We start from the raw sequence: 24,229 nt of genomic DNA on the forward strand, positions 1-24,229 counted from the left end.
ATTACTATTTTTGCAATCCAAATTTTAGAAACGAAGAAAAGAAAGATATATGACTTCAAAAGAAAGAAAAACAGTAGATGTTTTAATTGAAATACCTAAAGGAAGTAGAAATAAATACGAATACGATTTTGACTTAGGAAAAATTCGTTTCGATAGAATGTTATTTTCATCAATGATGTACCCTGGAGATTACGGTTTCATTCCAGAAACGCTAGCTTTAGATAACGATCCATTAGATGTATTAGTTTTAGGAGCTGAACCAACTTTTCCTATGTGTGTTATGGAAGTAAAACCAATCGGTGTTTTCCATATGGCAGATGAAAAAGGACAAGATGAAAAAATCATCTGTGTTCCTGTTTCTGATCCTATCTGGAGTCAATTAAACGACTTAAAAGATATGAACCCTCACCAAGTAAAAGAAATTACTCACTTTTTTCAAGTTTATAAAGATTTAGAAAAGAAAAAAGTAGATGTTGGTGGTTGGGGAGACGCAAACGAAGCTTATGAAATCTTAGATAAGTGTATCGAACGTTACGAAAACAGCGAACATAAAGCAAACGGAGATTTTACTATTTAATAAGTAAAATTCTATATAAATTATCAAAAACCTCTCAGAACATTCTGGGAGGTTTTTTGTTTAGTCGCTGATTTCGTTATATTTACGAACATCAATTAACTAATCAAAATATAAAACATATGGAATCAATAATGATTTGGATGCCAATTGTAGCCGCTGTAATAGGACTACTTTACATGCTCGTTAAGAAGAAATGGGTAATGACACAGGATGCTGGTGATGGAAAAATGAAAGAAATTTCTGACCATATTTACGAAGGTGCCTTAGCTTTCTTAAATGCAGAATATAAACTATTAACAATTTTTGTAATTATCGTTAGTGTTTTACTCACAATTGTAGCCTACTTTGTTCCAACAACAAGTTATTTAATTGTAATCGCATTTATCTGTGGTGCTATTTTTTCTGCTTTCGCAGGAAACATGGGAATGAAAATAGCAACCAAAACAAATGTAAGAACTACACAAGCTGCAAAAACAAGCCTACCTAATGCCCTTAAAATTTCTTTTGGAGGCGGAACTGTAATGGGACTCGGCGTTGCCGGATTAGCCGTTTTGGGATTAACCACATTCTTTATCGCTTTCTTCTACTTCTTCATGGAAGGAGTATGGACGAACACCATGGATATGACAATTGTTCTTGAAACCTTAGCTGGTTTCTCTTTAGGTGCAGAAAGTATTGCGCTATTTGCTCGTGTTGGTGGAGGTATTTACACAAAAGCTGCCGATGTTGGTGCCGATTTAGTAGGTAAAGTTGAGGCTGGTATTCCAGAAGATGACCCACGTAACCCTGCTACAATAGCAGATAATGTAGGTGATAATGTAGGTGACGTTGCGGGTATGGGAGCCGATTTATTCGGTTCGTATGTTGCAACGGTTTTAGCTGCAATGGTTTTAGGTAATTATGTTATCAAAGATATGGGCGGAAGTATTTCTGATGCCTTTGGCGGAATTGGCCCTATATTATTACCAATGGCAATTGCGGGTATCGGAATTATAATTTCGATGATAGGAACCATGTTGGTAAAAATTAAAAGTAATGATGCTAAAGAATCTCAAGTAATGAGCGCCTTAAACTTAGGTAACTGGGTTTCTATTGGCTTAGTAGCAATCGCTTGTTTTGTTTTATGTAAATGGATGCTTCCAGAAAACATGAAAATGGAATTCTTTGGTGAAGGCTTACAAGACATCTCATCAATGAGAGTATTTTACGCAACATTGGTTGGTTTAGTTGTTGGTGCTGTTATTTCTTCAGTAACCGAATATTATACAGGTTTAGGAAAATCACCTATTTTAAAAATAGTACAACAATCATCTACAGGAGCCGGAACAAATATTATTGCTGGTTTAGCAACAGGTATGATTTCTACATTCCCTTCTGTTATATTATTTGCCGCCGCAATTTGGTCATCTTATGCTTTCGCAGGATTTTACGGAGTAGCATTAGCTGCTTCTGCAATGATGGCAACTACTGCGATGCAGTTAGCAATTGATGCTTTCGGACCAATTGCAGACAATGCTGGTGGAATTGCAGAAATGAGCGAACAAGAACCAATTGTACGTGAACGTACAGATATTTTAGATGCCGTTGGTAACACTACTGCTGCAACAGGTAAAGGTTTCGCAATTGCTTCTGCCGCATTAACATCGTTAGCTTTATTTGCTGCTTATGTAACCTTTACAGGAATAGACGGAATTAATATTTTTAAAGCACCTGTTTTAGCAATGTTATTTGTTGGTGGGATGGTTCCCATTGTTTTTTCCGCTTTAGCGATGAATGCCGTTGGTAAAGCTGCCATGGAAATGGTACAAGAAGTAAGACGTCAGTTTAAAGATATTCCAGGAATAATGGAAGGTACAGGGAAACCAGAATACGATAAATGTGTCGCAATTTCTACGGAAGCTTCTTTAAGAGAAATGATGTTACCTGGATTATTAACAATCGGATTCCCTTTAATTATTGCCTTTGTTCCAATGCTATTCGGAATGAATAATTTAGCGATTGCCGAAATGTTAGGTGGTTACATGGCTGGTGTTACAGTTTCGGGGGTGCTTTGGGCAATATTTCAGAACAATGCTGGTGGCGCCTGGGATAATGCTAAAAAATCTTTTGAAGCTGGAGTAGAAATCAATGGAAAAATGACTTATAAAGGTTCGGATGCTCACAAAGCTGCTGTAACTGGTGACACGGTGGGTGATCCTTTTAAAGACACTTCTGGTCCATCAATGAATATTTTAATTAAACTTACCTGCTTAATTGGGTTGGTAATAGCTCCTATTTTAGGCGGACACAATATTGATACAAATTCTCATTCCGAAGATATTACTATCACAAAAGATGGTAAAACGGTTAAAGTTGAACTCAAAAATGTTACCTATACTGATGATGACGGTAAAACAACCGTAATTAAAAATGAAATCAGTAAAATTATAAAAGTGGATATTAGCAAAAATGATGACGGAACCGCAAAGGCTATAATCACAACAGCTACAAACGAGAACGGAGAAGAAATTACAAAAGAAGAAGTTATAGAAGGAACTTTAGAGGAAGTGAAAAAGAAAATAAAAACTTTTGAAAACAGCGGAGAGAAAATTAATATTAATGTTACGGAGGAAGCTAATAAAATCGTTAAAGAAATAACGGTAGATGCTGAAAAAGTAAAATAATTTAACAACTATATTTTATAGAAACCCGATAGTTATATTCTATCGGGTTTCTTATTTTTGTAAGATGTCTAAAAGAACCCAATCTGATTTTAAAATAGATAACCCAAAAGAATTTAAGCAAAAACTATTTGCTTGGTCTAAGCAGTTTGAAACTGCTATTTGGTTGGATTCTAATAATTACGAGCAAAAATATTCTTCGTTTGATTGTTGTTTGGCTGCTGATGAGTTTACGTCTATAAAAACTGATGCTCAAAATGCTTTTGATAAACTAAAAGAATATCAATCATATACTAAAGACTATCTTTTTGGCTATATTTCTTATGATGTAAAAAATGATGTTGAAAAACTACAGTCAACTAATTTTGACGGACTTCATTTTCCTGACTTGTATTTTTTTCAACCTCAAAAATTAATTTTCATTAAAGGAAATACAATTGAGTTTCATTATTTACAAATGATAGATGATGAGTTAGAAGAAGATTTTAATGACATCTTAGAAACGAACCTTTATATTAATTCTGCTGAAATCGAAAAACCATCAGAAGAAGAAAAAATCAAAATAAAACTTCGTATTCACAAAGATGAGTACCATCAAAAAGTATCAAAAGTTTTAAATCATATTCATAGAGGCGATATTTATGAAGCTAATTTCTGTCAAGAATTTTATGCTGAAAATACCAATATCAATCCTTATAATATATACACGCATTTAAACGACATATCTGAACCGCCTTTTGCTACTTTTTTCAGACACGAAAACTTGTATTTATTATCTGCAACACCCGAAAGGTATTTAAAAAAAGAAGGAACAAAAATTATATCACAACCTATTAAAGGAACTGCAAAACGATTAATCGATGTTATTGAAGATGATAAAATAGCTTTCGATTTGTCGCGCGACGAAAAAGAACGAGCAGAAAATGTGATGATTGTAGATTTGGTTCGCAATGATTTATCAAAAACTGCAAAAAAAGGAAGTGTTATTGTTGAAGAGCTTTGCAAAGTGCATTCTTTTAAACAAGTGCATCAAATGATATCTACCATAGTATCAGAAATAGCAACAACCACACATCCTGTTGATGTTATTAAAGATACGTTTCCGATGGGTAGCATGACGGGAGCTCCGAAAGTATCAGCCATGAAAATCATTGAAGAATTAGAAGAAACAAAACGCGGATTATATTCGGGAACCATCGGTTATTTTACGCCAAACAATGATTTCGATTTTAATGTTATCATCCGAAGTATTTTATATAATGCTGACGAAAAATACGTTTCATATTCAGTTGGTGGCGCAATTACAGCCAAGTCAACTCCCGAAAAAGAATATGAAGAATGCTTATTAAAGGCGAAAGCAATGAAATATGTTCTTCAAAATAACAAATAGATTACTATCTTGAGCCGAAAAATAGCAGATGAATTTTACAAATCCTTTAGTTTATGGTGTTCCTTGTTTTTTAGGGCTTATTTTACTAGAACTTACCTATAGCAAAACACATAATAAAAAAGACCTTTATAATTGGAAAGATTTTGCTGCTAGCTTAACAATGGGTATTGGTTCTGCTATTATTGCGCCTTTAATCAAAACAATTTCAGCAATTATTATCTTTAATTATGTATTTGAAGTTTTTAATCCTTTAGTAAACGGAGTTCGCACCAATATTATGGGCTGGGAATCATTTAGCTACGCTTGGTATGTTTGGATTATTTGCCAGCTATTAGATGATTTTAGTTACTACTGGTTTCACCGACAAAATCATATGGTTCGTTTTTTATGGGCAGCACATATTGTACATCACTCTTCGGATAACTTTAACTTAGGAACCGCTGTTCGTAACGGTTGGTTTACCATTTTATACAAACCTTTTTTTTATATGTGGCTTCCTGCAATTGGTTTTCCGCCAGAGATGGTTGTTGTTTGTTTAGGTATTGAAGCTTTATGGCAATTTCAATTACATTCGGTTTATATATCAAAAATTAAATATATTGATGTAATTTTTAATACGCATACAATGCACCAAGTACACCACGCAAAGAATATTGAATATATGGATAAAAATCATGGTGGGTTTTTAAACATTTTTGATAGAATATTTGGTACGTGGAAAGAATTAGATGAAGAAATTGATATTGAATATGGTGTAACACATGCGCCTAACTCATATAACCCTTGGGTAATTTTAACCCATGAATACAAAGATATTTTTAACGACACCAAAAAATCTAGTAATTGGATTCATAAATTTATGTATATTTTTGGCCCTCCGGGATGGAGTCATGACGGAAGTACGATTAGTGTTAAAGAGATGCGAAAACTTATCGCCCAAAAAAAATAGGAGTAATGATAATAGATCAAGAAGAAAAATTTAAAGAAGTACTTCCTAAAATAGAAGGAAACGTAAACGAACAGAGTTTTTTTAATAAATTTTTAGAATTGTATCCTGAAGCTTGGAAACAACATAAAATTACCTTCTCTAAATTTAAGAGAGGTAAACAATTTGGAAAAACAATTCCGTTACCAAAACCCGAAGTTTCTTTGCGAAAAGAAATAAGAATATGGTTACAAAAACAATAAAACTATGACACCTCAAGAATTTAATTTCGATTACCATAAAACTACTTTTTTTGGTCAGTTTTGGCAACCCGAAACCGTAAAAGCTGTGGTGGTGGTTATTCACGGAATGGGAGAACATTCTGGTCGTTACCAACATGTTGCTAAAAAACTAACAGATAATAACTTTGGTGTTATTGCTTTTGATCATTTTGGTCACGGAAAAACTACCGGAAAAAGAGGTCATAATCCTGGTTTTGATGCTGTTTTAGAAAGTATATCAAAATTAATTACAAAAGCAAAAGAAGTCTTCGGAGATAAACCAATCTTTTTATACGGACATTCTATGGGCGGAAACGCAGTTATAAACTATACCCTTCGTAAAGAAAATGACTTAACAGGAATCATTGCCACTAGCCCAATGCTTAAATTAGCTTTTGATCCGCCTGCATGGAAACTTTCTTTAGGTAAAATGATGCAAAAAATTGCTCCTTCAATTACTTTAGGAAACGAATTAGATGCAAATGATGTTTCGAGAGATAAAACTGAAGTAGCAAAATACATTAACGATCCGTTAGTGCATGATAAAATTAGTCCAAATTTTTCTTTATCGTTTATTGACTCCGGCGAATGGGCTATTGAAAACGCATCAACTTTAAAAAAGCCAATGTTATTATTACATGGTACTGGAGATAAAATTATCGACTATAAAGGAACTGAAGGTTTTGCCAATGCAACAAAAAAAGCAAGCTTAAAACTTTATGAAGGCGGTTACCACGAGCTACAACATGATTTGTGTAAAGAAGAAATGATGCAAGACATTGTTAACTGGTTAAATAATCAACTGTAAAAAATATAGGTTCTAAAATGCTGCAACAATTAGCGGAACATATTGATACTCATTTTTCGTTTTTAAAAGAAAAAAAACTCTTAATTGCAATCTCTGGAGGAGTTGACAGCGTTGTTTTAACACATTTATTACATCAATTAAACTTTACTCTTTCTTTAGCACATTGTAATTTTCAGCTAAGAGATGAAGATAGTAATTTAGATGAACTGTCTGTTAAAGAACTAGCAAATAAACTAAACATTCCTTTTTTATCAGTACTATTTGAAACATCTAAATACGCTAAAGAAAATAAATTATCGACCCAAATAGCTGCTAGAAAACTTCGATATAACTGGTTTGATGAATTGATTAAAGAAAATAATTTCGATTATATTTTAACAGGCCATCATGCTGATGACAATCTAGAAACTTTTTTAATCAATTTAACCCGAGGAACAGGTTTAGATGGTTTGACAGGTATCCCAGCTGTAAACGGAAAAATCGTGCGACCTTTATTAAATTTTTCACGAGAGCAAATAGAAACATACGCCACAGACAATAACATTCAATGGAGAGAAGACGCTAGTAATTCTGAAGTAAAATACATCAGAAATAAGATAAGACATCAAATTGTGCCGCTTTTAAAAGAATTAAACCCTAGCTTATTAAAAACACATCATAAAACAACTGAATTTCTTAAGCAATCTCAGCAAATTGTTACTGACCGAATGGTAGAAGTATCTTCTAAAATACTTAGTAAAAAAGGTGATCTATTAAAGGTAAATATTCTAGAACTTCTCAAATTACCCGATCCTAAACCTTATTTATTTCAACTTTTAAAAGCGTATAAATTTACAGAATGGAACGATGTTTACAATTTAATTTATGCCCAGTCAGGTAAGAAAATAACAACAAATTCATATACTTTATTAAAAGATAGAGATTTTTTACTACTTTTACCAACGAATAAAGAAGATGTTACTGAAAATGAAAGAGTTATCATCTGTAATGATGAAAAAAGGATAACAAAACCGATTCATTTATTATTCGAAAATGCCCTCGAAAACACAATTATTGACATAAATTGTATTTTTGTTGATAAAAATTTGTTAAATTACCCCCTCGTCATTAGAAAACGAAAAGCAGGCGATTACTTTTATCCCACAGGAATGTTAGGAAAAAAGAAAGTCAGCAAGTATTTTAAAGACGAAAAATTATCACTTTTTGATAAAAACAACACGTGGTTGCTTTGCTCAAAAGATGATGAAATTATTTGGATTATAGGAAAACGTCAAGACAAACGCTTTTTACCTTCAAATAAAACAACACAATTATTAAGAATAACTAATTAAAAACAACCCCTTATAAACTAACTCGAATGAAAAAACTCTATACTCTTTTTTTGTTATTCGTCGGTTTAACGGTTTTCTCTCAATCGGATGATAATCCTATTGTAGTAACACCTACCGTTGAAAAAATTTCGGATACAGAATACGATTTAATTTTCGATATAGAAATTGCAGAAGACTGGCATCTATACTCACAGTACAATCCTGAAGACGCCTCTTTACCGATGACAATTTCTCCTGCAGAAGGACAAACTGGCTATACGCTTAACGGAAAAGCTACAGAAGCTGAAACAGAAACTGAATTTAGTGAGATATGGGGAAAAGACGAGATTTTTTTCGTAGATGAAGGAAGATTAGTGCAACGAATTACAATTTCAGACACTAGTTTAACTCAAATAACACTTAATTTAGACGCACAAGCTTGTAAAGAATATTGTCAACCTTTTGACGAAGATTTTACTTTCTCATTAACTGGTGGAGAAGTTGTACAAACTGTTATTGAAGTTGATGACAAGAGTCAATCATTATCACAGTCGTTAAATTTAAACTTAAAAAACACAGCTTTACTAAAAAGCACTACAGAAAAATCTTCTGAAGAAGGAGAAGGAGATACTTTATTAAACATTTTCTTATTAGGATTTGTAGGTGGTTTATTAGCTTTCTTAACTCCTTGTGTTTTTCCAATGGTACCTTTAACTGTATCTTTCTTTACAAAACACAGTGAAAAAAGAGGTAAAGGAATTGGAAGCGCTTTATTATATGGTTTCTTTATCGTGTTAATTTACGGATTATTGAGCTTACCTTTTCATTATTTAGACACTTTAGATCCTGAAATTTTAAATAGTATTTCTACAAACATGTGGTTAAACTTATTTTTCTTTACAGTATTAATTTTCTTTGCTGGATCTTTCTTCGGATTTTATGAATTAACTTTACCTAGCTCATGGAGTAACAAAGCGGATAGCGCTTCAAACATCGGTGGTATCATAGGGGTATTCTTTATGGCATTAACGTTAGCTATTGTTTCTTTCTCTTGTACTGGTCCTATTTTAGGTTCGTTACTAGCAGGTTCGTTAGGTAGCGATGGAGGCGCAATGCAATTATCAGCAGGTATGATTGGTTTTGGTTTGGCATTAGCATTACCTTTTGCTTTATTTGCAATGTTCCCAAGATGGTTAAACTCTTTACCTAAATCTGGTGGGTGGTTAAACACTGTAAAAGTATTTTTAGGATTCTTAGAATTAGCATTTGCTTTTAAATTCTTATCTAATGCAGATTTAGTAGGTCATTGGGACTTATTAAAAAGAGAGATTTTTATTGGTATTTGGGTGTTAATATCATTTTTAACAGCTTTATACTTATTCGGATTTATCGGAAAGAAATATGGTAAACTTACTTTCTTTAGAGTATTACTTGGTATTGGTTCTTTAGCTTTAGCTATATATTTAGCTCCAGGAGTTATGCAAAAACCAACATGGGATCAAAATGCTTTATTAAGTGGATTTGCACCACCTCAATTTCATAGTATTTATAAAAAAGACAACAAATGTCCGTTAGGATTAAATTGTTTTAAGGATTTTGAAGAAGGAATTGCTTATGCAAAGTCTGTTAACAAACCAGTTTTATTAGACTTTACAGGATGGGCATGTGTTAACTGTCGTAAAATGGAAGAAACCATTTGGGTTAAACCAGACATCTATTCTATAATTAACGATGATTATGTATTAATATCATTATATGTAGATGATCATGAAAGACAATTACCTGAAGAAGAGCAATTCGATTTTATTAAGCCAAATGGTAAAGTAAAAAGAATTAGAACTTATGGTGATAAATGGGCTACGTTACAAGTTGCTAATTTTAAAACAGCATCGCAACCATTTTATATTTTAATGAGTCCAGATTTAGAACTTCTAAATTCGCCTCAACAGTATTCTGGTCATGCAGCCTATTATGATTGGTTGAAAACTGGATTAGACACCTTTAATAAAAAATAAACAATCACACATATTTAAAAAACCTCTTTTAGTAAGAGGTTTTTTTTTGCGTTAATTTCAAAAAAATGGCAGGAGCTTAAAACAATAAGTTTCAATATATCAGTTAATAGAAAGACATTAATTTTAGCTATCTTTAACATAAAGAGAAAGTTATGCTAATAAAAACTTATGGATCTGCTGTTTTTGGCATTGAAGCCACAACAATTACGGTAGAAGTAAATATAGACAAAGGCATCGGTTACCATTTAGTAGGACTACCTGATAATGCAGTTCGTGAAAGTTCTTATCGCATTTCTGCTGCATTAAATAATAATGGCTTTAAACTTCCCGGAAAAAAGATAATTATAAATATGGCTCCCGCAGATATTCGTAAAGAAGGAGCTTCGTACGATTTAACGATAGCTTTAGGTATTCTTGCTGCATCAAAACAAATTAAGTCTGCAAATATTAATGAATATATAATTATGGGAGAACTTTCTTTAGACGGAAGTTTACAACCTATTAAAGGAGCGCTACCAATTGCTATAAAAGCCAGAGAAGAAGGTTATAAAAACTTTATACTCCCAAAAGAAAATGCCAAAGAAGCTGCTATTGTTAATGATTTAAATATATTGGCAGTAGACAATATTATGGAGGTTATTAATCATTTTGAAAACAAGAAATTGATAGCACCAACTATTATTGATACCCGTGCTGAATTTTACAAACACGTAGATTTTCCAGAATTTGACTTTAGTGATGTAAAAGGGCAGGAAAGTATAAAACGTTGTATGGAAATAGCCGCTGCTGGCGGACATAACATTATTTTAATTGGCCCACCAGGTGCAGGTAAAACAATGTTAGCCAAACGACTTCCATCAATACTACCACCAATGACTTTACAAGAAGCCTTGGAAACTACCAAAATACACTCCGTTGTAGGTAAAGTAAAAAACTCAGGATTGCAGTACAGCCGTCCATTTAGATCGCCACATCACACATGCTCGGACATTTCGCTCATTGGCGGGGGAAATAACCTACCACAACCAGGAGAAATATCTCTAGCGCACAATGGCGTTCTGTTTTTAGATGAATTGCCAGAATTTAAACGCGGAGTTTTAGAAGTAATGCGACAGCCGCTTGAAGATAGAGAAGTAACAATATCGAGAGCAAAATTCACAGTAAATTACCCCAGTAGTTTTATGTTAGTTGCTAGCATGAACCCGAGTCCTTCAGGTTTTTTTAACGACCCAAACTCTCCAATGACCTCTTCTCCTGCTGAAATGCAGCGTTATTTAAGCAAAATATCGGGTCCTTTGTTAGATCGAATTGACATACACATAGAAGTAACTCCGGTTCCGTTTGATAAACTGTCGGAAGAAAGAAAAGGAGAATCAAGTGTAGCAATAAGAAAGCGAGTAACAAAGGCACGTGAAATACAAACAACTAGGTTTAATGATTCTGATACTGTTCATTACAATGCACAAATGAATGTAAAGCAAATTCGTGAATTTTGTAAATTATCTAACGAAAGTAAAGCTTTACTAAAAATGGCGATGGAAAAACTCAACCTATCGGCACGGGCTTACGACAGAATATTAAAAGTATCACGAACAATTGCCGATTTATCTTCCACAGAAGATATACAATCTGCACATTTAACAGAAGCCATTCAATACCGAAGTTTAGACAGAGAAGGTTGGCTAGGATAAAAAGTTAAAATTATTATATTTCATAGAAAAATCATTAATTTAGTACATTCTAAAACACTAATTAAACGACATCAACCCAATGAAAAAAATAGTTTATTTAATAGCAATAGCCATTACTGTGGTTTCTTGTAAAACAGCACCAAATAACTTTGTTACTTTATCAGGAAAAATTACAAACCAAAGCTCAGATTCTATCGTTATCTCTAATCCTCAATTAAAATTCAGTAGAGTTATTAAGCTTGATGAAAACGGTATGTTTAAAGATACTATGAATCTTAAAGATGGATTTTATCGTGTTTTTGACGGAAAAGAATCTACTTCTTTATATTTAAAAAACGGTGCAAATGTTAACATGACACTTGACACTAAAGAGTTTGACGAAACAGTTACTTTTACAGGTGAAGGATCTGGTGAAAGTAGTTTCTTAGCAAAATCGTCATTATTACAAGAAAATCTTCTTGATGATAAAGACCTATTTACATTGCCAAAAGAAAAATTTGACACCAAAGTAAATGAATATGTTGCCGATTTTAATAAAAGAATGACCGCAACTAAATTAGACTCTGCCTTTGTTTCTTTTCAGAAACAAAACATAAAAGGCTTAACAAACTATTTAAATAAAACGCATGCCGACAAATTATATTTAGCTACCAAATTAGCTACAGGAAGTGAATCTCCTAAATTTGTTGACTACGAAAACTTTAAAGGTGGAACAACGTCTTTAGATGATTTAAAAGGAAAATATGTGTACATAGATATGTGGGCAACTTGGTGTAACCCTTGTAAACAAGAAATTCCTTTTTTACAAAAAGTTGAAAAACAATACCACGGTAAAAACATCGAATTTGTAAGTATTTCTGTTGATAGTGAAAGAGATTATGGTACTTGGAAAACAATGGTAGCTGACAAAAACTTAACCGGAATTCAATTATATTCTAAAAGAGATAAAAATTTCGCAGGTGCATATAGAGTAAATAGTATTCCTCGTTTTATCTTAATCGATCCGCAAGGAAATATTGTAGATGCAAACGCACCTAGACCTTCTAGTCCAAAATTAATTGAATTATTTACCTCTTTAAATATCTAATTCAAGTTTAAAACTTATATAAAAAATCCTGCAACTTAGTTGTGGGATTTTTTTTTGAAGCTATTTCCCGCTTTCCGCACTCGCTCTCTGCGAGGAGCTCAAACAAATGCTTCAATCGGGGCTAAGTATTTTAATGTGTTTTTTTTTTAAAACAATTAATTACTGTAGTTTATTAATAATGAGTTAACTTATTAGATGTGATTCTGAAATAAATTCAGAATGACACAAAAAATAGAGTTAGAGCAAATTATTGTTATGAATCGAAGATCGCGTTAAGGATAGCAGCGGCATCCTTTTTTAATGTATGTTCGAGTGATTTTTTGAAGAATGAAAAAAATTGTAGCGAGAACAACATTAAAAAAGATATAGCGGATAGCCTGTTAAAACGCCCAAATAAAAAAACTCCTTCAAATTAATGAAAGAGTTTTAGGTTTATGTATGATAAAATTCTGAAACAACCTTTCGCCTGCGCTCAAGGTGACAATTTCAGAATGATAAAATTTAGTATCTGTAGTGTTCTGGCTTATAAGGTCCATCAACAGTTACACCAATATAGCTAGCTTGCTCTTCGCGTAATTCTGTTAATTCAACACCAATCTTAGCCAAGTGTAATTTTGCTACTTTTTCATCTAAATGTTTTGGCAACATGTACACATCGTTTCCGTAAGCATCTTTGTTTTTCCAAAGTTCGATTTGTGCTAAAGTTTGGTTTGTAAATGAGTTACTCATTACAAAACTTGGGTGACCTGTTGCACATCCTAAGTTTACTAAACGACCTTCAGCTAAAATGATAATATCGTTTCCTGCGATGTTATATTTATCTACTTGCGGCTTAATAGTATCCTTTGTGTTTCCGTGGTTTTTGTTTAACCAAGCCATGTCAATTTCATTATCGAAGTGACCAATGTTACATACGATAACTTTGTCTTTCATTGCTTCGAAATGACGACCTTGAATAATATCTTTATTACCAGTTGTTGTAATAATAATATCAGAATTACCAACAACAGTTTCTAAACGCTTAACTTCAAAACCGTCCATTGCAGCTTGTAAAGCACAAATAGGATCAATTTCTGTAACTGTAACGATAGAACCTGCACCTTTAAAAGAAGCAGCTGTACCTTTACCTACATCACCATAACCACAAACTGTAACACGTTTACCTGCTAACATAATATCAGTTGCACGACGAATTGCATCAACTGCAGATTCTTTACATCCGTATTTGTTATCAAATTTAGATTTAGTTACCGAATCGTTTACGTTAATTGCTGGCATTGGTAAAGTTCCTGCCTTTACTCTGTCATACAATCTGTGAACTCCTGTAGTAGTTTCTTCTGATAATCCGTTAATTCCTGCAGCTAATTCAGGATAACGATCTAATACCATATTTGTTAAATCTCCACCATCATCTAAAATTAAGTTTAATGGTTTTTTATCTTCACCAAAGAATAAAGTTTGTTCGATACACCAGTCAAATTCTTCTTCCGTCATATCTTTCCAAGCATATACAGGTGTTCCTGTAGCAGCAATTGCAGCAGCAGCTTGATCTTGTGTAGAAAAAATATTACAAGAACTCCAAGTTACCTCAGCACCTAAAGCTTGTAAAGTTTCTATTAAAACAGCCGTTTGAATTGTCATGTGTAAACACCCTGCAATTCTAGCGTCTTTTAATGGTTGCTCATCTTTATATTCTTCACGTAAACTCATTAATCCTGGCATTTCAGCTTCTGCCAATAAAATTTCTTTCCTTCCCCAATCAGCTAAAGAGATATCTTTAACTTTAAAAGGAACGTATGTAGCGTTTTTTGTGCTCATATTTATGTATATTTATATATCTAAATTTCTAAGTCGCAAAATTACGAAATAACTTTCTAAAATATGCCTGTTCACAAAACATTAACGGTAAACGAAACCACTAAAGTATTGATTTGGAAGATTGAAGAATCTTTTGAAAATTTATCTGAAGGCATTGAACTTACTCAGAGTAGTAAAGACCGAGTTAACAACATGAAATCGGATTTACACCGTAGGGGTTTTTTAAGCGTTCGTCACTTACTAAATAAGTTTGGCTATACTGATGCAGACTTAGTATATGATGAATACGGAAAACCGCATTTAAAAGACGGAAAATTTATTTCGATAACGCATTCTTTTACTTTTTCGGGTATTATAATTTCTGATGACAAACCCGTAGGTATCGATATTGAAAAACAACGCGATAAAATTTTAAAGATAGCCCATAAATTTACGCCGATTGAAGCCTATAAATCAATTGCAAATCATGATGCTTTGGTTAGTAAATTAACTATAGTTTGGGGAGCTAAAGAGAGTTTATATAAAATTTATGGAAAGAAAAAACTACTCTTTTTAAACCATATTTATATTGAAGATTTTTCTTTTGAGACTAACGAAACTACTGGTAAAATTTTATATGAAGGTGTTACCGATGAATACCAAATTAACTTTTTAGAAACCGAAGGCTTTACTTGTGTGTATGCGCGTTAAAAAAACATGTATTGCTAAATAGCATTTACAATATTTGTAACTTTGCTTTTTAAAAACATTGGTTTATGAAAATATCAGTAGAACTTACGTTAACACCACTTCAAAACGAATTTGAAACTCCTATTATTAATTTTATAAAAAAGCTAAGAGCTTCGGGTTTAACAATTCTTGAAAATCCGTTAAGTACGCAAGTGTATGGTGATTACGATACCGTAATGAAAATGGTAACAGACGAATTAAAAAATACTTTCGAATTAATAGATAGCGGAATATTATTTATGAAAATAGTAAAATCTGACCGTAGTAACTATGAACCAAGTTTTTAGTTTTCTTTTTGAGCAATACTCAACCTACGACACTATTGATGTTTGGCTAGAAATTATTGCCGTAATTTTTGGTTTTTTGTCTGTTTGGTTTTCTAAACTAAATAAAATATTAGTATTTCCTACAGGAATGATTAGTACCGCAATTTTTGTATATCTTCTCTTAAAATGGGAATTACTAGGTGATATGATGATAAACGGTTATTATTTTATAATGAGTGTTTATGGCTGGTATATTTGGACTCGCAATGTTAATGATACTACATACGTTACACCTATTTCTAGTACAACTTTAAAAGAGAAGAAAACAAGTGTTTTTATCTTTTTTGCAACTCTAATTTTCGTGTATGCTATATATACTTATTTTGATAAATGGAACAATTGGACAGCTTATGTAGATACTTTTACTACCGCTATTTTCTTTGTAGGAATGTGGTTGATGGCGAAACGTAAAATTGAAAATTGGATTTATTGGATTATCGGAGATGTTATTTCTGTGCCTCTTTATTTTTACAAAGGCTTTACGTTTACAAGTTTTCAATATTTAATTTTTACCTTTATTGCCGTTAGCGGTTATTTAGCATGGAAAAAAAGCTTAAACAAAAAAACAGCAACCTTGTAAAGGTTGTTTTATTCGGACCCGAAAGCACTGGTAAAACTACCCTTTCTGGACAATTAGCACGTTATTACAATACTGTTTGGGCTCCAGAATTTGCCCGTAAATATTTACAAGACAAATGGAATAACGAACGTAAAATTTGTGAACAAAAAGACATTATACCTATCGCAGAAGGTCAAATAAAACTAGAAAATGATTTATCGCTAAAAGCGGATAAAGTTTTAATTTGCGATACCGATTTACTAGAAACAAAAGTATATTCAGAAGAATATTATGGTGGTTTTGTAGATCCTATACTCGATGAAGCTGCTATTGAAAACTCGTACGATATTTATTTTTTAACGTATATTGATACTCCGTGGGAAGCCGACGATTTACGTGATAAACCTGGCGAACGTTTAGAAATGTTTACTGCTTTTGAAAACACCTTAAAAAAATACAATCGCCCATACGTTTTATTAAAAGGAGATAAAGAAACGCGATTGAAAAAAGCAATTGAAATTATTGATAGGTTACTTTCTAAAAAAGAAAATCTGTTTTCTTTTTCTATTACTTTAAACAAACCTTCTTTATAATTATGAATACGCACGAACTTGTTAAAGAATTAAAATTTAAAGCCATAAGAAGTTCTGGTGCTGGCGGGCAACATGTAAATAAAGTATCGTCTAAAATAGAATTAACTTTTGATCTTGCGAACTCTAACCAATTATCTGAAAGACAAAAAGAAATACTCTTTAAAAAACTAGCTACTCGACTTACCAAAGAACATGTTTTAATGCTATCTTCTGATGAAACTCGTTCTCAACACAGAAACAAAGACCTTGCTATAAAGCGTTTTTTAGCGCTAATTACCCAAGGCTTAAAAAGACCTAAAATAAGAAGGACTACGAAACCAAGTAGAGGATCTGTTTTAAGAAAAGCTGAAAACAAAAAAAGAACTTCCATTAAAAAAACATTGAGAAAGAAACCAAAACTCGATTAAACAGCTAAATACTTCGCAAAAATCTTAGCCCTGATTGAACGGTTTGTTTGAGCTCTTTTGAGGTACGAAAAAAGCGAGTAGTGAAAGCAGGAAATGGCTTCAAAATAAAATTCTTACATTTTTTATGTTAACAACTTTTTACTAGCCTTAACATTACACTTAAAATTATCTATTCTTTTGTTTTCAATTATAAAATTCGCTTTACCTTTGCCGCGTTCTCGTAAAGGGGTGCCTATATCGGCTGAGATCATACCCAATGAACCTAGAACAGGTAATGCTGTTTAGGGAGGCGATAATCGCCATTTTGTAAAACAAACTTTTGTGAACCAGGTAACGTATCGTTATGTAAAAGATATTTTCGCTACCCTCACAATAACGTAAGTAACCAATTATTCAACAATAACAAGGAATAATTACCTCTTTTTATTCGATTTTATTTTATAAAAAAATGAGACCGATGTCTTTTAATAAACAACTAAAAGCTATAGCTTTTTTAATCGTATTATTTACTGCTATAACAGTAAATGCACAAAACTTTATTATAACGGGTAAAGTAGTTAACAATAATCAAGAAGCACTTGTAGGTGCTACCATTGCTGTAAAAGAATTAAAAAAAGGAACTGCTACTGATTTTGACGGAAACTTTAAATTAAAACTAGAAAAAGGAACATACGATATTGAAATTTCTTTTGTAGGTTTTAAAACTTTAGTTAAAAACATAGCTGTTTTAAAAGATCAAAATATTACCATTCAATTAACTTCTGACGCTACTGTTTTAGAAGAAGTATTAGTTGCTGCAGTACGTGTACAAGCTGACGCACCTGTAACACACTCTAACTTATCTAAAAAAGAAATTGCGAAACGTAATTTAGGTCAAGATATTCCAATGTTACTAAATTACTTACCTTCAGTTGTTACGACGTCTGATGCTGGTGCTGGTGTTGGATATACTGGTATTCGTGTTCGTGGTTCAGATGCTACACGTGTAAACATTACCATTAACGGTATTCCTTATAACGATAGCGAAAGTCAAGGAACTTACTGGGTAAATATGCCCGATTTTTCTTCTTCAACTCAAAGTATTCAATTACAACGAGGTGTAGGAACATCTACAAATGGTGCAGGTGCTTTTGGTGCTAGTTTAAATGTATTAACCGATAGTGGTTCTGATGAAGCCTTTGGTGAAATTGCTACTTCTTTTGGTTCTTTTAACACCCAAAAATATACTGCAAAAGCAGGAACAGGAAAGTTAAATGATCATGTTAAATTTTCTGGTCGTATTTCAAGAATTACTTCTGATGGATACATAGACAGAGCTTCATCAAACTTAAAATCGTACTTCTTACAAGGTAGTTATGTTGATGATAATACACTAATTAAAGGACTTGTTTTTGGTGGTCATGAAATTACATATCAATCATGGAACGGAGTTGATGCTGCTACTTTAAAAACTGATAGAACTTTTAATTCTGCTGGTGCTTTGTATGATGTTAATGGAAATATAAAAGGTTTTTATGGTAATGAAGTAGATAACTACAAACAAGACCATGCACAATTACATTGGAATCAAAAGTATTCTGATAATTTATCATCTAACATTGCTTTACATTATACTTTCGGAAGAGGTTTTTACGAACAATATAAGCAAGCTTTAAACTATGATGTAAATTGGAATGTAATAGGAGCTTTACCAATCGCTAATCAAGATGAAAATAATACGGATTATATTAGAAGAAAGTGGTTGCGTAATAATTTTTATGGTGTTACTTATAATGTAAACTACAAAAAAGACAACTTAGATCTTCTTATTGGTGGTGCTTGGAACAAATATGAAGGTGATCATTTTGGAGAAGCTATATGGTCTCGTTTTTCTGGCAATGGAGAAATAAGAAATAACCTCTATGATAATTATGGAAACAAAGAAGACTTTAATCTTTTTGTAAAAGCAACTTATAAAGTAAATGAGCAACTTTCTTTATTTGCTGATTTACAAAACAGAAATGTTAATTATACAGCAAACGGAGTTCAAACAAATTTAGTAGACGATACTTTTAATTTTTTTAATCCAAAAGCTGGTTTAAACTACAAGTTCAACACCAACAACAGTGTTTATTTCTCATATGCGCGTGCACAAAGAGAGCCTAATAGAACTGATTACGAAAACGGAAATCCGAAACCAGAAAAATTAAATGATTTTGAATTAGGTTGGCGTTTGAATACTGGTAATATTAAAATTAACACCAACGTATATTATATGGCGTACCAGGATCAGTTAGCTTTAACTGGTGAGATTGACAATGTAGGGGCACCTATAAGAGCTAATATTGGCGAAAGCTATCGCTTAGGTTTAGAAATTGACGCTTCTATAAACATTACCGATTATTTAAATGTAACTCCTAACCTTACTATTAGTAAGAACAAAAACATTTCTTTTAAAGAAACTAACGGAAACACAGTTACTGTATTAGGTGATACTGATATTTCTTATTCTCCTAATTTTATTGCAGCTAATACAATTAACATTCGTCCTACTGACAATTTTAATATTGCATTATTATCAAAATATGTTAGCTCACAGTTTATGAGTAATAACGAATTGAGTGCATCAAAATTAGATGACTATTTTGTTAATGACCTAAATCTTAATTATACAATTAAAACAAAGTCGATATTTAAAAGTATTATTTTTTCTGGATTGATAAATAATATTTTTAATAAAGAATATAGCTCTAACGGATATATGTGGGGAACTACTCCATATTATTTTCCACAAGCAGGAACAAACTTTTTACTTGGAGCTACTTTAAAGTTTTAAATTAATTATCGACTCTGTTCGAATGAATATCTCTAAAATCCTAAGCTTTTGCTTGGGATTTTCTTGTGTAAAAACACATCATTTTATCTTTAATTTCTGATAAACAAACTTCATTAGCCTTCTTTCAAAGAAATTAAAATTACAAACCAATTTCCTTGTTAATTTTAAAAATAAAAACAATTAAAATTTAAAGCGGACATTTTTATCTTCTGTAAAATAATAACTATATTTGTACTATTAAAATAATATTTATGTTTTCAAAATCATGTGAATACGGTCTTCGAGCAATCATATATATTGCACAACAAAGTGCGCAAGATGTTAAAGTGAGTCTAGCTACCATATCTGAAGCCATAAATTCACCACAAGCTTTTACCGCAAAAGTATTACAACAGCTCACACGTAATAATATTGTAAAATCTATAAAAGGACCTTACGGAGGTTTTGTTATAGAAGATAATAAAATGGAACTTATTAAACTTAGTGATGTTGTAAAAATACTAGATGGTGATGCTATTTATACAGGCTGTGGTTTAGGTTTAAGTAAATGTAATGAAAAATCACCTTGTCCGCTACATTTTCAATTTGTTGAAGTTCGTGACAAACTTAAAGCAATGTTAAATAACACTACTTTATTAATGCTTGTTAACGATATGAATTCAGATACTTTTTTTTTAAAAAGATAAAATTTAATTTTATAACAGATAAAAAGATCCATATATTCTTTATGAAAAAAATAATTATAATAACATTTATTTGGATTGGTTTTATAGGCGCTATTAGTTTTATGGAATCTTGGCTTAAATTTCAAGCACCTAACATAACAACCAAGCTTGGTTTAGGTATTGGCAAACTCGTTTTTGGAGCTTTAAACATATTGGAAGTAGCTTTTACTTTAATAATTACCAGTATTATACTACTCTCTAAAAAACAACAAATATCTTATGTATTTCTCATTGTAGTATTTGTTGTAGCACTCCAAACATTTTGGATGTTACCTACTCTAAACGAACGAGCAGAATTAATTATTAAAGACATACAAGTCCCTAAAAGCAAACTACACTTTTTATATGTTTTAGCAGAAGTAATAAAAGTGAGTTGCCTTTTCTTTTTCGGAATTAATCAATTTAAAAAGTTAACAATAAAATGAAAATACAAACATTAAAGTCAATTAAAAATTACACCTCTTTTAAAATGATAATTAAACACAATGGATATAAATAACCAAACTCTAGTAAGCAATATTGTTGCGAAAAATTACAAAGCAGCCAACATTTTTAAATCTTATGGAATAGATTTTTGCTGTAATGGAAACAGAAGTATAGAAACAGTATGTGACGTAAATAATGTTAACAAAAACACCTTAATTAAGCAAATAGTAAATTGTTTTAAAACGGAGACCGACACCAATGATTATAAATCTTGGGACATCGATTTTCTTTCTGATTATATTTATAACAAACATCATAAATACATCGAAAATAAAACACCTGAAATTAAACAATACCTAGATAAACTGTGTAGCGTACATGGAGAAAAACATCCTGAATTGTTTGAAATAAATACGTTGTTTTCTGAAAGTGCAAACGATTTAACAATCCACATGAAAAAAGAAGAATTAATATTATTTCCGTATTTCAAAAAACTTGCATTGGCTAGTAGAAATAGCAGTACTATTTCAAGTACACAATTCGACAGCGTAAAAAGCCCCATCAAAATGATGCATAAAGAGCATGATAATGAAGGGCTACGATTTAGAAAAATAGCCGCTTTAAGCACTAACTACACCCCTCCAAAAGATGGCTGTAGTACATACAAAGTAACTTTTTCTTTATTACAAGAATTTGAAGAAGACTTACATAAACATATTCATTTAGAGAATAATATTTTATTTAAAAAAGGGATTGATTTAGAACAAACTTTACAAAACTAGAAGGAAACATGAAAAAAACTTGGATAGCATTTATTAGCGTTGTAACACTTTCATTTATAGCACTAATTTGGGTAGGTACCGAAGTGTATCAAACACAACCTCCCATACCAGAAAAAGTGATTGTAAAAAACTCTGGAGAGGTTGTTTACACCAAAGAAGACATTCAAATAGGTCAAAATGTTTGGGAATCTATTGGAGGAATGGAGGTTGGCTCTATTTGGGGACATGGTAGCTATGTTGCACCAGATTGGACGGCTGACTGGATACATAAAGAAGCTGTATATTTACTAGAAAACTGGTCAGAAACTGATTTTCAAAAACCATATAACAACTTAGATCTAGAAAATAAGGCTGCTATTAAAGCTCGTTTGATTAACGATATTAAAACCAATACGTATAATAGTAATACAAAAACTGTTACAATATCAAAAGAACGATTGGCTGCAATTAAAGCAAATGTAAAGCATTATACTTCTATTTTTTCTGAAGGAAAAGAGCAATACGCAATCCCTAAAGGAGCATTAACAGATCCTATTAAATTAGAGCAATTAAATGCTTTTCTATTTTGGACTTCTTGGGCCGCAAGTACTAACAGACCAAATAAAGATTATACCTATACTTCAAACTGGCCACACGAACCTTTAATTGATAATGTTATTACCAAAGACTCAATTATATGGTCAGGATTATCAATTGTATTATTACTGTTGTTTATTGGAGTTTTAACATTTTATTATTTAAGAAATCACGAAAAAGGAGATTTGATAACAAAACCTGATAGCGACCCCTTAACGGGAATGACGCTAGTTCGTTCACAAAAATCTGTCTTAAAATATTTCATTGTCATATCTCTTTTAATAGGACTGCAAGTCGTACTAGGTATTATAACAGTGCATTATACCGTAGAAGGGCAAGCGTTTTTTGGCTTTGATTTAGCAAATATTTTGCCATATTCTATCACCAGAACCTGGCATACGCAATTAGCCGTATTTTGGATTGCTGCTACATGGCTAGCTACTGGTTTATTTTTAGCTCCAATGATTTCGGGAAAAGAATTTAAATATCAAGTTTTTGGTATAAATTTTTTATTCGTAGCATTAATTATCATTGTCTTAGGTTCAATGTTAGGAGAATGGTTAGGTGTACATCAATTTCTAGACTTAACAACTAACTTCTTCTTTGGTCATCAGGGTTATGAGTATATGGATCTAGGAAGGTTCTGGCAAATATTCCTTGGTATTGGTTTAATTCTATGGGTTTTTATGGTTGGAAGACATATTTTACATGCCATACGTAAAAACGATGCTTCAAAAAATTTACTGATTATTTTGTTAGTATCTGTTGTTGCTATTGGTATGTTCTTTTTCTCTGGATTAATGTATGGTGAAAATAGTAGTTTACCTGTAATCAATTATTGGAGATGGTGGTTAGTGCATTTATGGGTTGAAGGCTTCTTTGAAGTTTTTGCAACAGTAGTTATTGCCTTTATTTTCTCTAAAATGGAAGTAATTTCGACAAGAACTGCAGGTAGAGTTTCTGTCGCTTCTGCAACCATATTTTTAGCAGGTGGTATTATCGGAACCTTACATCATTTATACTATTCAGGCACTCCAATTCAAGCCATTGCTTTAGGAGCCACTTTTAGCGCTTTAGAGGTCGTACCACTAACCCTAATGGGGTTTGAAATTAAAGAAAGCTGGAGTCTTTTAAAAAGTAAACCTTGGATGCTAAAATACAAATGGCCTATCTTTTTCTTTATAGCGGTTTCTTTTTGGAATTTTATAGGTGCTGGTGTATTCGGTTTCCTTATAAATCCACCAATTGCCTTATATTACATACAAGGATTAAATACTACTGCTGTGCATGCACATACCGCTTTATTTGGTGTATATGGAATGCTAGGAATGGGGTTCATTCTAATATGCCTACGATTTTATTCTGATAGAATTTGGGAAAGTAAAAAATTAAAAAGAGCCTTTTGGTTATTAAATATAGGATTAATAGCCATGGTGTTATTTAGTTTACTTCCTATTGGTATAATTCAAGCATACACCTCTATTACAAAAGGATACTCTTTTGCTAGAGATGCTGAATTACTATACTCACCAGTAGTACAAACCTTAAAATGGCTTCGAATGATTGGAGATATTATTTTCTCTGTTGGAATATATTACTTCTGTTGGTTTACTATTTCTGAAACTATTTATAATTACAAAAGGAAAAACAGTACGAATTAATTTTTTAGCTCTTGTTATTTTAAACTTTTGAGAATATCTTTTTTCTAAAAATAAAAAACCTAAACAAA

The 24,229-nt window shown here is 32.1% G+C and carries 21 protein-coding genes; 20 read left to right on the top strand and 1 reads right to left on the bottom strand.

What is annotated here, in order from left to right; genetic code table 11:
- Positions 1-49: 49 nt before the first annotated feature.
- The 10 genes from N2251_RS12230 to N2251_RS12275 all read left to right on the top strand — a co-directional run bounded on the left by N2251_RS12230 (position 50) and on the right by N2251_RS12275 (position 12,744).
- Entirely contained in the window at positions 50-577 is a 528-nt protein-coding gene (locus N2251_RS12230) for an inorganic diphosphatase (RefSeq protein ID WP_260587015.1), read from the top strand.
- Between the two features lie 119 nt (positions 578-696).
- Positions 697-3,240 (top strand): sodium-translocating pyrophosphatase, encoded by a 2,544-nt coding sequence (locus tag N2251_RS12235; protein ID WP_260587016.1) that lies wholly within the window; start codon positions 697-699, stop codon positions 3,238-3,240.
- Positions 3,241-3,304: 64 nt separating this feature from the next.
- A complete protein-coding gene (locus tag N2251_RS12240; RefSeq protein ID WP_260587017.1) occupies positions 3,305-4,627 on the top strand; it encodes an anthranilate synthase component I family protein in 1,323 nt (440 codons plus the stop codon).
- Between the two features lie 28 nt (positions 4,628-4,655).
- A complete protein-coding gene (locus N2251_RS12245; protein WP_260587018.1) occupies positions 4,656-5,576 on the top strand; it encodes a sterol desaturase family protein in 921 nt (306 codons plus the stop codon).
- Between the two features lie 5 nt (positions 5,577-5,581).
- Positions 5,582-5,815 carry a hypothetical protein gene (locus tag N2251_RS12250; protein ID WP_260587019.1) on the top strand — a complete coding sequence of 78 codons (234 nt, stop codon included), beginning with the start codon at positions 5,582-5,584 and terminating at the stop codon, positions 5,813-5,815.
- A gap of 4 nt (positions 5,816-5,819) precedes the next feature.
- Positions 5,820-6,641 (top strand): alpha/beta hydrolase, encoded by an 822-nt coding sequence (locus N2251_RS12255; RefSeq protein ID WP_260587020.1) that lies wholly within the window; start codon positions 5,820-5,822, stop codon positions 6,639-6,641.
- A 17-nt stretch (positions 6,642-6,658) separates the two neighbouring features.
- Positions 6,659-7,972 carry a tRNA lysidine(34) synthetase TilS gene (gene tilS / locus N2251_RS12260; protein ID WP_260587021.1) on the top strand — a complete coding sequence of 438 codons (1,314 nt, stop codon included), beginning with the start codon at positions 6,659-6,661 and terminating at the stop codon, positions 7,970-7,972.
- Positions 7,973-7,998: 26 nt separating this feature from the next.
- On the top strand, positions 7,999-9,966 hold the full coding sequence (locus N2251_RS12265; protein ID WP_260587022.1) for a protein-disulfide reductase DsbD family protein: 1,968 nt from the start codon (positions 7,999-8,001) through the stop codon (positions 9,964-9,966).
- Positions 9,967-10,118: 152 nt separating this feature from the next.
- Positions 10,119-11,657 (top strand): YifB family Mg chelatase-like AAA ATPase, encoded by a 1,539-nt coding sequence (locus N2251_RS12270; protein ID WP_260587023.1) that lies wholly within the window; start codon positions 10,119-10,121, stop codon positions 11,655-11,657.
- Between the two features lie 79 nt (positions 11,658-11,736).
- The gene (locus N2251_RS12275; RefSeq protein ID WP_260587024.1) at positions 11,737-12,744 is read left to right on the top strand and encodes a TlpA family protein disulfide reductase; all 1,008 of its coding nucleotides are present in this window, start codon (positions 11,737-11,739) and stop codon (positions 12,742-12,744) included.
- A gap of 501 nt (positions 12,745-13,245) precedes the next feature.
- Here N2251_RS12275 and ahcY read toward each other — a convergent pair.
- Positions 13,246-14,562, bottom strand: a complete 1,317-nt coding sequence (ahcY, locus tag N2251_RS12280; protein ID WP_260587025.1) for an adenosylhomocysteinase — start codon at positions 14,560-14,562, stop codon at positions 13,246-13,248.
- A 63-nt stretch (positions 14,563-14,625) separates the two neighbouring features.
- Between ahcY and N2251_RS12285 the strand changes: the two genes are divergently transcribed.
- From N2251_RS12285 to N2251_RS12330, 10 genes are all read left to right on the top strand, one after another.
- Positions 14,626-15,252 (top strand): 4'-phosphopantetheinyl transferase family protein, encoded by a 627-nt coding sequence (locus tag N2251_RS12285; protein ID WP_260587026.1) that lies wholly within the window; start codon positions 14,626-14,628, stop codon positions 15,250-15,252.
- Between the two features lie 65 nt (positions 15,253-15,317).
- A complete protein-coding gene (locus N2251_RS12290; protein WP_068701458.1) occupies positions 15,318-15,578 on the top strand; it encodes a hypothetical protein in 261 nt (86 codons plus the stop codon).
- Entirely contained in the window at positions 15,562-16,197 is a 636-nt protein-coding gene (gene pnuC, locus N2251_RS12295) for a nicotinamide riboside transporter PnuC (RefSeq protein ID WP_260587027.1), read from the top strand. Before N2251_RS12290 ends, pnuC begins: the two co-directional genes overlap by 17 nt.
- Positions 16,158-16,769: an AAA family ATPase gene (locus N2251_RS12300; RefSeq protein ID WP_260587028.1), complete on the top strand. Its 612-nt coding sequence runs from the start codon at positions 16,158-16,160 to the stop codon at positions 16,767-16,769. Before pnuC ends, N2251_RS12300 begins: the two co-directional genes overlap by 40 nt.
- Positions 16,770-16,771: 2 nt before the next feature.
- On the top strand, positions 16,772-17,176 hold the full coding sequence (arfB, locus tag N2251_RS12305) for an alternative ribosome rescue aminoacyl-tRNA hydrolase ArfB (protein WP_260587029.1): 405 nt from the start codon (positions 16,772-16,774) through the stop codon (positions 17,174-17,176).
- A 457-nt stretch (positions 17,177-17,633) separates the two neighbouring features.
- Positions 17,634-19,991, top strand: coding sequence for a TonB-dependent receptor (locus tag N2251_RS12310; RefSeq protein ID WP_260587030.1), 2,358 nt, complete (start codon positions 17,634-17,636; stop codon positions 19,989-19,991).
- Positions 19,992-20,242: 251 nt separating this feature from the next.
- Positions 20,243-20,677, top strand: a complete 435-nt coding sequence (locus tag N2251_RS12315; RefSeq protein WP_260587031.1) for an RrF2 family transcriptional regulator — start codon at positions 20,243-20,245, stop codon at positions 20,675-20,677.
- A gap of 41 nt (positions 20,678-20,718) precedes the next feature.
- Positions 20,719-21,141 (top strand): hypothetical protein, encoded by a 423-nt coding sequence (locus tag N2251_RS12320; RefSeq protein ID WP_260587032.1) that lies wholly within the window; start codon positions 20,719-20,721, stop codon positions 21,139-21,141.
- A gap of 60 nt (positions 21,142-21,201) precedes the next feature.
- Complete coding sequence (gene ric / locus N2251_RS12325) at positions 21,202-21,924, top strand: iron-sulfur cluster repair di-iron protein (RefSeq protein WP_260587033.1); 723 nt, start codon at positions 21,202-21,204, stop codon at positions 21,922-21,924.
- A gap of 8 nt (positions 21,925-21,932) precedes the next feature.
- Positions 21,933-24,161: a nitric-oxide reductase large subunit gene (locus N2251_RS12330; RefSeq protein ID WP_260587034.1), complete on the top strand. Its 2,229-nt coding sequence runs from the start codon at positions 21,933-21,935 to the stop codon at positions 24,159-24,161.
- Positions 24,162-24,229 lie beyond the last annotated feature (68 nt).

Origin of the sequence: Tenacibaculum haliotis, from assembly GCF_025215075.1 — a bacterium.
Classification (GTDB): Bacteria; Bacteroidota; Bacteroidia; order Flavobacteriales; family Flavobacteriaceae; genus Polaribacter; species Polaribacter haliotis_B.

Coding starts and splice junctions, on each gene's coding strand:
- N2251_RS12250 (WP_260587019.1), top strand. CDS start 5,582: ATGATAATAGATCAAGAAGAAAAATTTAAAGAAGTACTTCCTAAAATA.
- N2251_RS12330 (WP_260587034.1), top strand. CDS start 21,933: ATGAAAAAAACTTGGATAGCATTTATTAGCGTTGTAACACTTTCATTT.
- N2251_RS12285 (WP_260587026.1), top strand. CDS start 14,626: ATGCCTGTTCACAAAACATTAACGGTAAACGAAACCACTAAAGTATTG.
- tilS (WP_260587021.1), top strand. CDS start 6,659: ATGCTGCAACAATTAGCGGAACATATTGATACTCATTTTTCGTTTTTA.
- N2251_RS12315 (WP_260587031.1), top strand. CDS start 20,243: ATGTTTTCAAAATCATGTGAATACGGTCTTCGAGCAATCATATATATT.
- ahcY (WP_260587025.1), bottom strand. CDS start 14,562: ATGAGCACAAAAAACGCTACATACGTTCCTTTTAAAGTTAAAGATATC.
- pnuC (WP_260587027.1), top strand. CDS start 15,562: ATGAACCAAGTTTTTAGTTTTCTTTTTGAGCAATACTCAACCTACGAC.
- N2251_RS12320 (WP_260587032.1), top strand. CDS start 20,719: ATGAAAAAAATAATTATAATAACATTTATTTGGATTGGTTTTATAGGC.
- N2251_RS12270 (WP_260587023.1), top strand. CDS start 10,119: ATGCTAATAAAAACTTATGGATCTGCTGTTTTTGGCATTGAAGCCACA.
- N2251_RS12310 (WP_260587030.1), top strand. CDS start 17,634: ATGTCTTTTAATAAACAACTAAAAGCTATAGCTTTTTTAATCGTATTA.
- N2251_RS12265 (WP_260587022.1), top strand. CDS start 7,999: ATGAAAAAACTCTATACTCTTTTTTTGTTATTCGTCGGTTTAACGGTT.
- N2251_RS12290 (WP_068701458.1), top strand. CDS start 15,318: ATGAAAATATCAGTAGAACTTACGTTAACACCACTTCAAAACGAATTT.
- N2251_RS12245 (WP_260587018.1), top strand. CDS start 4,656: ATGAATTTTACAAATCCTTTAGTTTATGGTGTTCCTTGTTTTTTAGGG.
- N2251_RS12240 (WP_260587017.1), top strand. CDS start 3,305: ATGTCTAAAAGAACCCAATCTGATTTTAAAATAGATAACCCAAAAGAA.
- N2251_RS12235 (WP_260587016.1), top strand. CDS start 697: ATGGAATCAATAATGATTTGGATGCCAATTGTAGCCGCTGTAATAGGA.
- N2251_RS12275 (WP_260587024.1), top strand. CDS start 11,737: ATGAAAAAAATAGTTTATTTAATAGCAATAGCCATTACTGTGGTTTCT.
- arfB (WP_260587029.1), top strand. CDS start 16,772: ATGAATACGCACGAACTTGTTAAAGAATTAAAATTTAAAGCCATAAGA.
- N2251_RS12255 (WP_260587020.1), top strand. CDS start 5,820: ATGACACCTCAAGAATTTAATTTCGATTACCATAAAACTACTTTTTTT.
- ric (WP_260587033.1), top strand. CDS start 21,202: ATGGATATAAATAACCAAACTCTAGTAAGCAATATTGTTGCGAAAAAT.
- N2251_RS12300 (WP_260587028.1), top strand. CDS start 16,158: ATGGAAAAAAAGCTTAAACAAAAAAACAGCAACCTTGTAAAGGTTGTT.
- N2251_RS12230 (WP_260587015.1), top strand. CDS start 50: ATGACTTCAAAAGAAAGAAAAACAGTAGATGTTTTAATTGAAATACCT.